An 11,288-nucleotide genomic window follows, 5' to 3' on the forward strand; every position below is an offset into this window, starting at 1 on the left:
GATCTCGGAGATCCGCGTCGATGATGACAGGATCCAGATCATCGGCGACAAGGCCAATCTTGCAGCCGTCGTCGCAGGCCAGCAGACCGCTGCCGGAAAAGTTAGTGGTTTTGTTCGCAAATGGCGGGCCATTGGGAATGAAGCTGATAACCAGCATCTATATGATATAGTGTGCAAATTTTAAGTGGTGCCGCGGCGTTCCGGGCTCTTGATTAGTTCGCCATGTGTTGCGCAACCTACATAATGCAGTGATTTTATGAGGTCGCACGGGCTCGGGGAAAATCCAGGGGTTTTCGCTGGACGCTCGTTTGCTTCACCTTATTTTTTGATTGGTTTTTATGAGGTTGTGCGCAGGTATTCCTAAAAGCTCATATGGCACTCAGGATTAAGTGGCGCTTTCGAAGTAATTCCCTACGCGATCAATTTTGCCATACCAATTGTTCGAATTCAATCCGAGCTACCAATACGCAATCTTTCGCAGGAATACTTTGGAGCCCGCTCCCGCTAACACGGACCGACACGGGTCCTCCCTAAATCAATTAGTTACAACTGTCTCATCTGTGCGGGATTGCGTCCCTCTGCGATCTAGCGCTCAGTCTTATCGAGGTGACTTCCTCCCCCTATTGAAGACAAGTAGCGAACTGCTGTTCCGGATTGGCAATGAATGTGAAGAAGTCGGTTGAAGGACCGAATTCTCATAGACCTCGATGTCTATCAGCCTGTAGATAACTCCGCTGCCGAGTTTCAAAAACTGGGGTCCCTCTCTCATGAACTGCCAGCGCTTTCGGGTGCGCGCTGATATCCTCCAACGTTTGGCGAGTTGCCGCTGATTGAAATGGCTGCGGCCCAGCGTGGACGCGGCATTCCTCTAAAACCCCATGAGATATTAGCAATCGGGCGCGCAGTAGACCCTGTAAAGCGTTTCCAGCATTTCCCGAACTTCTGTACTGGCCAGGCTATAGTAGATCGTCTGGCCGTCGCGGCGGGTTGAGACAAGACGGAGGGCACGCATCTTGCCGAGATGTTGCGACAAGGCGGTAGGCGTCAGATTCACAATCTCCGCCAGTTCGCCGACCGATTTCTCGCCGCCCAGAAGCGTACACATGACAAGCAGTCGCTTGGGGTTGGCCATGGCGGTGAGCGTAGCGGCAACCTCGTCAGCTTTTGCTTCAAGGGCTTTCAAAGTTTTCTCTGAGAAGTCGATTTTCATGATTGACACTTTAGCACCTTCGAATGTACGAAGCAATGCAGTTGAAACCCGATGTTGGCATCACTTGTGTCACATAACTGGAGCATTCTGAAGAATGGTCACTGAATTTACCCCCTACGCCTCGCTGTTTGGCGGGGTTCTGATCGGCCTTGGAGCCGTGATTCTGATGGCGCTCAATGGGCGTATCGCTGGCATGACCGCGATGCTGGGCGGCGTGCTGGAACCCAAGAGTCCTGATGCCCCATGGCGGCTGGCATTTCTCGTGGGGGCCATTGTGGCCCCGGCGATTGCCATGATGTTTGGCGCCGAGTTCAGCTTTTCATCGCCCACGACCGGCGCTCTGTTGGTGCTTGGCGGTGTGATCGTGGGCGTCGGAGTCACCTACGGATCTGGCTGCACGTCGGGGCATGGTGTTTGTGGCATGGCCCGCCTCTCGCCGCGTTCCATTGTCGCGACCCTTATATTCATGGTCACCACCTTCGCCACTGTAACCCTGATCCGCCACGGCTTTGGAGGCTGAACGCATGAACCGCATCCTTTCCGCCCTTGGCGCAGGTCTCGTCTTCGGGCTTGGCATCGCGATCTCCGGTATGGGCAACCCTGCTAAGGTTCTCAATTTCTTTGATGTGTTCGGGACCTGGGACCCAAGCCTGATCTTCGTGATGGGTGGGGCGCTGATAACCACTGCCATCGGCTATCGCATCGTCTTTGGGGCAAAATCTGCTCCCATATTCGACGCGAAGTTCCATTTGCCCACCAGCAAGACGATCGACGCAAAACTCGTTGGTGGCTCTGCCCTGTTCGGCGTGGGCTGGGGCATTTCCGGCTTCTGTCCCGGTGGTGCGATCCCCGCGCTTGGGTTTGCTCCATGGCCTACCGCCTTGTTCCTGATTTCGATGGGCGGCGGCATCCTGCTGGCCCGCTGGCTGCAAGCCTTTCCCAGCCGCAAAACTGCCTGACACCTTCAAGGAGGATATCGACATGACAACCATTGCCTCGATCCCTCATTCCTTCGACCTGTCGCTCAAGCCTGAAGTGACAGCTTTCTTTGACGCGCCCACAAACACCGTGACCTATGTGGTGCGTGACCCGAGCAGCACCGCCTGTGCTGTCATCGACAGCGTGATGGACATCGACTATGCGGCAGGGCGGATCACCTATACGTCGGCCGATCAGGTCATCGACTTCATCGGATCCCATGGACTGACGCTCGAATGGCTCATCGAAACGCATGTCCATGCAGACCACCTGTCGGCCGCCCCCTACATCCAGGGCAAGCTTGGCGGCAAGATTGGCATCGGTGAGAACATCACCATCGTGCAGGACACTTTTGGCAAGGTGTTCAACGAGGGTACTGAGTTCCAGCGCGACGGCAGCCAGTTCGACCGCCTTTTCAAGGATGGGGATACCTACAAGATTGGAGGAATGACTGCCTTTGCCATGCATACGCCGGGCCATACGCCAGCCTGCATGACCCATGTCGTGGGCGATGCGGCATTTGTTGGAGACACCCTTTTCATGCCCGACGGTGGCTCGGCGCGTGCCGATTTTCCGGGTGGTGATGCCCGCACGCTTTACCGCTCGATTAAGCGGGTGCTGTCCATGCCGGGCGAGACGCGGCTGTTCATGTGTCACGACTATGGCCCCAACGGACGCGAGATCCGCTGGGAAACAACGGTGGCGGAGCAGCGCGCGCACAACATCCATGCCCATGACGGTGTGACCGAGGATGACTTCGTGCGTGTCCGCGAGGCGCGCGATGCAACGCTGGCTATGCCTAAGCTCATCATTCCGTCCCTGCAGGTGAACATGCGCGCGGGCGACCTGCCACCACCGGACGAAAGCGGAAAGCGCTTCCTGAAAGTGCCGATCAACGGGCTCTAGGTCTTCGAGCCAGTTTCTCCAGCAAAGCACATTGGGAACCGGGCCCTTGAGCTGAAACACCAAGGATCCACTCTGAGAGGAGTATTTCATGAACCCCAAATCGATCACGCCCACCCTGTCAGTCTCGGAGCAGATCCAGCCGCAAGAGATAGCTGCACTTGCGGCGGCGGGCTTCAAGGCCATCATCTGCAACAGGCCCGATGACGAGGGAGCGGATCAGCCCCCCTTTTCCGCGATTGAGGCAGTGGCGCAGGCGGCCGGGATGCAAGCAGCCTATCTGCCGGTTGTATCAGGCAAGGTGGACGAAGCGGACGCGCAGGCCTTCGGATTGCTGATGGACAGGTTGCCAAAGCCCATCCTGGCGTATTGCCGTACCGGCACACGCTCGGCCACGCTGTGGTCACTGTCCGAAGCTGCTCGGGGCCGGCCTTTGGCAGAGATTATCTCGGCAACCCAGGTTGCAGGCTATGACATGGCGGGCGTCATGCGTGCATTGCCGATGTCGGGTACAAAAACTTAGGTCCATGCAGTTGAGATCCCTGAAGTCACTTCTGCCCATTCTTGGCTGGGCACCAGCATACTCGAGGACCGAAGCGCAGAGTGATCTCGTCGCAGCTCTGATCGTCACGATCATGCTTGTCCCGCAGAGCTTGGCCTATGCCATGCTGGCGGGCCTGCCGCCGCAGGTGGGGCTCTATGCATCCATCCTGCCGCTCATCGCCTATGCGATTTTCGGCACAAGCCGGGCGCTGGCGGTCGGGCCGGTCGCCGTGGTGTCGTTGATGACGGCAGCGGCCGTGGGGCAAGTGGCGGCGCCGGGCAGCCCTGAGTATTTGACGGCAGCCATCACCCTGGCCTTCCTGTCGGGCCTCGTTCTGGTGGCGATGTCGGTCTTGCGGCTGGGGTTCATGGCCAATTTCCTGAGCCATCCGGTGATCTCCGGGTTCATCACTGCGTCAGGAATCCTGATCGCCATCAGCCAGTTGAAGCACATCCTTGGAATCAAGGCGGACGGGGATACGCTGCCACATCTCCTAAGCGCGATTTACGACGGCATCGGTGGACTCAACCCTTATACCCTCACGATCGGGGTAGCCACGATCGCCTTCCTCTTCTGGACACGCAAGCAACTCAAGCCGCTTCTGCTGGCGTGCAGGTTGCGGCCGCGGACCGCTGATCTGATTGCCAAGGGCGGACCGGTCGTTGCGATCGTACTTTCGATCCTCGCCGTCGTGGGCTTCGGCCTGATGGACAAGGGCGTCAAGATCGTCGGTGAAATCCCTGCCGGATTGCCGCCCTTCGCATTGCCCTCCCTTGACCTGGGTCTGTGGCAGCAGTTGCTGCTGCCTGCCGTGCTGATCAGTCTCGTGGGCTTTGTCGAATCTGTCTCGGTCGCGCAGACGCTTGCGGCCAAGCGGCGACAGCGGATCGTACCAAATCAGGAGCTGACTGCGCTTGGTGCCTCCAACATCGCCTCGGCACTGTCCGGCGGCTATCCAGTAACGGGTGGCTTCGCCCGGTCTGTCGTGAATTTCGACGCGGGCGCCGAAACGCCTCTCGCCGGGGGCTTCACGGCAGCAGGCATTCTCGCCGCGACGTTGTTTCTGACGCCACTGTTCCAGTTCCTGCCGCAAGCTGTCCTGGCCGCCACCATCATTGTGGCCGTCCTGTCGCTGATCGATATCGCGGCTATCAAACGCACGTGGGCCTATTCCAAGGCTGACTTTGTCGCCATGGCCGCCACGATCCTGACCGTGCTGCTGATCGGCGTGGAAGCAGGGATCACCGCAGGCGTCTCGCTGTCACTTTTGTTGTTCTTGTGGCGCACGTCACGCCCCCACATTGCCATCGTCGGTCAGGTGCCGGGGACCGAGCATTTTCGGAATATCGATCGTCATGACGTGATTACCGACCCGACAATCCTGTCGATCCGAGTCGATGAAAGCCTTTACTTCGCAAACGCCCGCGCACTGGAAGATGCGATCTATGAACGCATTGCCGACCGGCCAGCCCTGAAAAACGTTATCCTCATGTGCCCGGCGGTGAATGCCATCGACGCGAGCGCCCTGGAAAGCCTCGAGGCGATCGCGCACCGTCTTGCCTCGGCCGGGGTCGGTTTCCATCTGTCCGAAGTCAAGGGGCCAGTGATGGACGCTTTGAAGCGATCCGACTTCATGGAACATTTCAAGGGCCGCGTGTTCCTGTCGCAATTTGAAGCAGTCAGCGCCCTGATTGGTGAGACGCGAGAGAGCGGGGTACCAATGGAGTTGAAGGCCCCATAGCGCGAGCTTGGCGGTACGACGCAGATGGACTTTTTTTGGGAGACTAACCATCCGCCGCTATGCGGTGCGTCTGGTCGGTACGATGATGGGGTATAGTTGGGGAAGAAAAAGTGAACCGATCCATACGCCAGGCTGCAATTACCAAAACGGTGATGGACGATATGTCGATAATCTCTCATCCCTTACGTCTTCATGTCCACCGTTTCCTCGTTGTGGCTATCAACGGTCAGCGCTTCAAGTGCGCGATGCGCGGCATATTGCAGGACGCAACGTAAACGTTCAATATCAACAGTCCAGCCAAGGCATACACCTTGCACTGCGAAACACTCCACCAGATCGCATCTGACATGATGTTTAGCTTTTCATAACGCAGGCCAGTATAGACTATCGGAGGCATGGGCGCTGGGAGGGCGCCCATGCCTCCTTCATCTAGTCACCAAGCATCATGCCTGAGCCCATGCCTCGCCCCATACCCATGCCCATGCTGGGCAACACGATGTCGTCTGCTGTTTTCTTCTGGGTGTCGTCGAGCAACGCATATAGCTTGTCCACCGCCGCTTTCACGGACTTGATCTGCTCGAGACGCGCCTCCATGTGCGTCTGCTGAAGTGTCAAGCGCTCGGGCAGGGGTTTCTTGAGGAAGTCGCCGCTGCGCACATCCTTCATCATTTCCCGCATCATCGCATTGTGTGTTTCTGCAGTATTGCGGATCACTTCTGCAAGTTCGTCCCACGCAGCACCCTGTGCATCGGTGATCTTCAGTTCTGTCTTCATATAGGCAAGACGCCCGTCAATGCGGTCCAGCATGGCGTCAGGGCCATAGCCCATCATCGGGCCGCCCCAACCCCAGCCATCCATCATTCCCCGGCCCGTACCCCAGCGGGGCCACCAGCCGTCGTCATCGCTGTCAGCCATGGCTGGCACCGAAATTGCCACAACCAGAAGACCGGCCGCAGCCATCAGTTTTGCATATGCTATCTTCATTTCTGACCTCCTCGTCTGAGAATTACAAATGTCAGATGGCACCATCGTGCCTCGGTACGGAAGCAAGTTGCTGAAGGGGTCTCAACGGCAACACTGGACCCCTCAATCAACGATTTGAGCCAGTTGGTGAGATGGCACTTCCATAGACCACAATACATCTTTTGGGCCCTGTTGGGTTGATGCAGATCAGGTCTCATCCATAGAAATTGTGGTAAGGTGCTAACCTGTCGCGAAAGTCAATGACGTTGAATGTATCCGCCCGGACGCCGGATCCGGTTGCTCCTTTCCACCAAGGCCTGACCCAGGCCGAGGCATGCTCGCGGCTTGCCTCCGAGGGCTTCAATGAGCTGCCGCGGGCGGAGCGCCGCTCCCCGTTTCGGATCGTGTTCGAGGTCTTGCGGGAGCCGATGCTGGCGCTGTTGATTGTGGGAGGTGCCGTCTATCTCCTGCTCGGCGACCTAGAAGAGGCCTTGGTTCTGCTGGTATTCGCCTGCCTGTCGGTCGGGATCACCGTCGTGCAGGAAGCGCGGACGGAACGCGTGCTGGAGACGTTGCGTGACCTGACCAGTCCGCGCGCCCTCGTGATCCGGGAAGGACAGCGTCAGCGCATCGCGGGCCGGGAGGTTGTGCGGGGCGATCTGATCGTCCTGTCCGAAGGTGACAGGGTGCCCGCCGATGCGCGCCTTCTTGCCGCGGAGGGTCTGTCGTCGGATGAGTCCCTGCTGACCGGCGAAGCGGTTCCGGTGCGCAAGAAAACCGCAACATCGGGGTTTGCGGTCACGGACGTCACGCGCCCGGGCGGCGAGGATCTGCCCATGGTCTTCGCAGGGAGCCTCATTGTGCGCGGGTCGGCCATAGCCGAAGTGATGGCGACCGGACTGGCGAGCGAGATCGGAAAAATCGGCGTTTCCCTGACCATGCTGGAGACCAACACGCCACATCTGCAACGCCAGATGCGGAGGCTGGTCGTCGTCTTCGCAACATTGGGAGCAGCCGTCAGCCTTGCCGTGGTGGTGCTCTATGGGTTGCTGCGCGATGGCTGGCTTGAAGGCGTGCTGGCCGGCATCGCCGTGGGAATGTCGATGCTGCCCGAGGAATTCCCCATGGTCCTGGCCGTCTTCATGGCGATGGGAGCGTGGCGGATTTCAAGGACGCGGGTGCTGACGCGGCGTGCCTCCGCAATCGAAACACTTGGTGCAGCAAGCGTGCTTTGCACCGACAAGACCGGTACATTGACCGAGAACCTCATGACCATTGCCGAGTTGCGCCTCGCCGACGGGACGGCAGTCAAGATCAGCAAGGCGCCGCTTCCCGACGAGTTTCGTGACATCGCAGCCGCGGGGATGTTGGCATCCGCCCCTGAACCTTTCGATCCGATGGAGAAGGCGTTTCATGCCTTGGCCGAAGCGGACATGCGCGGAAGCGAGGTGCCGGCGAGCACGGGCTGGAAGCTGGAGCGGACATATGCAGTTTCACCCGAACTGCTGGCCATGTCCCAGATCTGGGGCACAGGCGAGGGAGTATGGCGTGTCGCCGCGAAGGGAGCGCCAGAGGCAATAGCCCGTCTGTGCCGGCTTGGTGCTTCTGCCCATGCCGCGTTGATGGCTGCAGTCGATCAGATGGCGGGGACCGGCTTGCGCGTGCTGGGGGTTGCAGAGACCAACTTTGACGGCGACGACCTGCCGGACAGTCAGCACGCCTTCAGCTTTCGCTTCCTAGGACTTGTGGGACTTGCCGATCCGCTGCGCGCCTCGGTGCCGGAGGCGGTGGCGTTGTGCCGCAGCGCGGGGATCCGGGTTATCATGATCACCGGCGACTATCCGGCCACGGCGCAGACAATTGCGGCACAGGCGGGCCTGCAGGGCAACCGGGTGATCAGCGGCACCGAACTTCAGGCGATGCCAGACGCCGATCTGGCCACGGCGGTTCGCGATGTCACCATCTTCGCCCGCATCATGCCGGAGCAGAAGCTCCGGATCATCAACGCGTTGAAAGCCACCGGCGCCGTCGTTGCCATGACTGGCGACGGGGTGAATGATGCCCCTTCGCTGAAGGCCGCGGACATCGGCGTGGCCATGGGTGGACGCGGCACGGATGTGGCGCGCGAGGCGGCCAGCATCGTGTTGCTGGACGATGATTTCGGGTCGATCGTCAGCACCATCCGGTTGGGGCGGCGCATCTACGACAATTTGCGAAAGGCGATGAGCTTCATACTGGCGGTGCATGTGCCCATCGCCGGTCTGGCACTGATGCCGCTTCTCTTCGGCATGCCGGTCCTGTTCAGTCCCATGCACATCGCCTTTCTGGAGATGGTGATCGACCCGGTCTGCTCGCTGGTGTTCGAGGCCGAAACCGAAGAAGACGGCATCATGAGACGCCCGCCGCGCGCGCCAGCCGAGCCGCTGTTCTCCCTGCCGACGATCCTGTGGAGCCTCGCACAGGGGCTGCTTGTTCTGGGTGTAACCGGCACGATCCTTGTCGTCTCGCCTCACTACGGCCTGGCGACAGACCAGGTTCGCGCGCTGACCTTCGCTTCGCTGGTTCTCTGCATGGTGTCGCTGATCCTCGTGGACCGTTCGCTGTCATCCTCCATCATCACGGCAATTCGGCTCCCGAACAGGGCGCTTGCGGTGGTCGTGCCTATCGTGGCCTTGCTCGTGGCAACCATTCTGCTCTGGCAGCCGGCCCGAGACCTTTTCGGTTTTGGGGCACTCACCCCGATGCTCCTCGTGATCCCCATTCTGGCTGGTCTCGCCATGCTGCTGGTGCTTGAGGGCCTGAAACCGATCTGGCAGCGCGCTATTCATCCACGAGCAACTGCCCCCGCCGCATTGTCCAACGGTAGACATCCATGACAAGCAACCCGAACCAAGCAGAGCAGCAGAGGAAAGAGGATCTGGCATCCATCCTGGGGTTCAAGGACCTTCGCCGGGAAGATGTCGGCAAGGTTGGAGGCAAGAACTCTTCGCTTGGCGAGATGGTGAGCACGCTTGGCGCCATGGGCGTACAGGTTCCTCCCGGCTTCGCCACGACCTCGGCGGCGTACTGGCAGTTCATCGAAGCCAATGACCTCCGCATTTGCATGAGCAGCTTCCTCGATAATCTGGCGAAGGGCAGGGCGAGCGTGGCCCAGACCGGACAGGCCATCAGGTCCTTGATCCTTGGCGGCGATTGGCCGGAAGACGCGGCACAAGCCATCGTCAAGGCCTATCGCGAGCTCTCGGCCCGCGCTAGAAAGAGCGATGCCAGTGTCGCCGTGCGCTCGAGCGCCACCTCCGAAGACCTGCCCGATGCAAGCTTCGCCGGTCAGCAGGAAACATTCCTCAACATCGTGGGCGAGGCAGTCTAGCTTGAGTCCTGCCGCCGCTGCTTCGCCTCGCTGTTCACCGATCGCGCCATCAGCTACCGCCAGGCGAAGGGCTTCAACCACATGTCCGTCGCGCTGTCGATCGGTGTGCAGCAGATGGTGCGGTCGGATCCTGCCGGGTCGGGCGTGATGTTCTCGCCGAGACGATATATGAAGCTCAAATGAACAAGATTGCATTTAGCTACGGTGTTGAATTGACAGGCCTAAGTAGTTCTACGGTTGTTGCCTCGAAGAAAAGTACCCTTAGTCATGAACTTTGATGCTTTTGATGCAGTCCGCTAGTGATGGTGCATCGCCCGCATCCGAAGAGAGTGGCAGTTGGCAGGTCAAATAAATGAGCGAAGATTTCAGTATTCCCTACATCGCCTTCTTCGGCCGTCCGCTTGAGGAGTACCTTGCGATGTTCATGCTCACCGAGGCCGACCTTCGGAGTGGCCAGACACTTGATGTCGCCAGCGGGCCAAGCAGCTTCCGTGCCGAAGGCACTGCGCTGCATCTTGACATCGTTGCGTGCGATCCGATGTACAAGCTCTCACCGGAAGAAATCCTGGCACATGGTCGGGCAAGCATTGCGCGTAGTATCGAGGACTGGGAGAAGAACCCGAATTTTCCGATGAGCGAAGACTATAAGGCAAAGAAGTATGCCTCACTCGAAAACTTCGTCGCTGACTATGCAGTTCATCGGGGCGAAGGAGCATATGTCTATGGGGAACTGCCACAGCTACCTTTCGCCGACCGCTGCTTCGACCGCGTTTTGAGCGGAAACTTCCTGTTTGCATACGCGCACGTCGACCATGGTGGTTGCTACGATGGAACGGAGTTTGACCTGAGCTTCCACCTCCGCGCAGTTGAGGAGATCGCCCGTATTTCCCGACATGAAATCCGCCTCGTTCCAGTTGAGTACTATGCGCCACCGTCCCGGGCGCATGACTATCGCGACGCTGCCTGCGAAAGGCTTGAGGAACTTGGCTTCCAGTGCAGGCTCCAGCCCAACGAGCTGGGGGCTGTGATGTCCTGCTACACCCACGTCCTGGTGGCGGAGCGCGTCTGAAGCTCCACACTCAGGCTCCTGGATGACGGCGGCGAGCGCCCTCTCTGGCATCCGCCGGGGTTCGAGGACCCCCGGGAAATGTAGATATGCACGATCTTGCGAGACATCCCGTTTCATGGCCCTGTTGGGCTGGGAGGATGTCTGCGATGACCCAGAAAGATCGCGAGATTCAGCGCAGGTTGAGGATCCTGAAGCATGCCGAGGAGATCGGGCATGTTGGTCGGACCTGCCGGTACTTCAGCATTGGCCGAGCCAGTTTTTACCGATGGAAGTCGGCGTTCGAGAAGCATGGCGAGGCTGGTCTAATCCGCAGGAAGCCGATCCCGAAGAACCCCAGGAACCGCACACCGCCAGAGATCGTCGAAAAGGTTCTTCACCTGCGCAAGACCTACCACCTGGGGCCAATCCGCATCGTCTGGTATCTTGCCCGCTACCATGACATCAAGATCTCCGCTGCCGGCGTATCCCGTATCCTCAAGCGCAATGGCCTGAACCGACTGCCGCGGGGTA

General features: G+C 59.2%; 11 protein-coding genes and 1 pseudogene. 10 read left to right on the forward strand and 2 right to left on the reverse strand.

The window, feature by feature from the left end; all coding sequences use genetic code 11:
* The coding region (locus ACILRN_RS12275) for a hypothetical protein (protein WP_395688690.1) at window positions 1–184 on the forward strand (184 nt) is incomplete at its 5' end.
* Window positions 185–886: 702 nt separating this feature from the next.
* Here ACILRN_RS12275 and ACILRN_RS12280 read toward each other — a convergent pair.
* Window positions 887–1,210 (reverse strand): ArsR/SmtB family transcription factor, encoded by a 324-nt coding sequence (locus ACILRN_RS12280; RefSeq protein WP_395688692.1) that lies wholly within the window; start codon window positions 1,208–1,210, stop codon window positions 887–889.
* 94 nt (window positions 1,211–1,304) lie between these two features.
* On the opposite strand from ACILRN_RS12280, the gene ACILRN_RS12285 reads away from it, so the two are divergent.
* From ACILRN_RS12285 to ACILRN_RS12305, 5 genes are all read left to right on the forward strand, one after another.
* Window positions 1,305–1,730: a YeeE/YedE family protein gene (locus tag ACILRN_RS12285; RefSeq protein ID WP_395688694.1), complete on the forward strand. Its 426-nt coding sequence runs from the start codon at window positions 1,305–1,307 to the stop codon at window positions 1,728–1,730.
* Between the two features lie 4 nt (window positions 1,731–1,734).
* Window positions 1,735–2,169 carry a DUF6691 family protein gene (locus ACILRN_RS12290; protein ID WP_395688695.1) on the forward strand — a complete coding sequence of 145 codons (435 nt, stop codon included), beginning with the start codon at window positions 1,735–1,737 and terminating at the stop codon, window positions 2,167–2,169.
* A gap of 22 nt (window positions 2,170–2,191) precedes the next feature.
* Entirely contained in the window at window positions 2,192–3,094 is a 903-nt protein-coding gene (locus ACILRN_RS12295; RefSeq protein WP_395688698.1) for an MBL fold metallo-hydrolase, read from the forward strand.
* A gap of 88 nt (window positions 3,095–3,182) precedes the next feature.
* Entirely contained in the window at window positions 3,183–3,614 is a 432-nt protein-coding gene (locus ACILRN_RS12300) for a TIGR01244 family sulfur transferase (RefSeq protein WP_395688699.1), read from the forward strand.
* Between the two features lie 4 nt (window positions 3,615–3,618).
* On the forward strand, window positions 3,619–5,376 hold the full coding sequence (locus ACILRN_RS12305) for a SulP family inorganic anion transporter (RefSeq protein ID WP_395688701.1): 1,758 nt from the start codon (window positions 3,619–3,621) through the stop codon (window positions 5,374–5,376).
* A gap of 429 nt (window positions 5,377–5,805) precedes the next feature.
* Here the strand turns inward: ACILRN_RS12305 and ACILRN_RS12310 are convergent, their stop codons facing one another.
* Entirely contained in the window at window positions 5,806–6,360 is a 555-nt protein-coding gene (locus ACILRN_RS12310; protein WP_395688703.1) for a Spy/CpxP family protein refolding chaperone, read from the reverse strand.
* Window positions 6,361–6,599: 239 nt separating this feature from the next.
* Here ACILRN_RS12310 and ACILRN_RS12315 point away from each other — a divergent pair, with 239 nt between their 5' ends.
* From ACILRN_RS12315 to ACILRN_RS12330, 4 genes and pseudogenes are all read left to right on the forward strand, one after another.
* Window positions 6,600–9,215, forward strand: a complete 2,616-nt coding sequence (locus ACILRN_RS12315; RefSeq protein ID WP_395688705.1) for a cation-translocating P-type ATPase — start codon at window positions 6,600–6,602, stop codon at window positions 9,213–9,215.
* Window positions 9,212–9,892: pseudogene (locus ACILRN_RS12320) on the forward strand (PEP/pyruvate-binding domain-containing protein). The gene ACILRN_RS12315 and the pseudogene ACILRN_RS12320 overlap by 4 nt, the downstream one beginning before the upstream one ends.
* Window positions 9,893–10,061: 169 nt before the next feature.
* A complete protein-coding gene (locus ACILRN_RS12325) occupies window positions 10,062–10,778 on the forward strand; it encodes a hypothetical protein (RefSeq protein WP_395688707.1) in 717 nt (238 codons plus the stop codon).
* 146 nt (window positions 10,779–10,924) lie between these two features.
* The coding region (locus ACILRN_RS12330; RefSeq protein WP_395688709.1) for a helix-turn-helix domain-containing protein at window positions 10,925–11,288 on the forward strand (364 nt) is incomplete at its 3' end.

It is taken from the genome of Aestuariivirga sp. (assembly GCF_044238155.1).
In the GTDB taxonomy this organism is placed as follows: Bacteria; Pseudomonadota; Alphaproteobacteria; order Rhizobiales; family Aestuariivirgaceae; genus Aestuariivirga.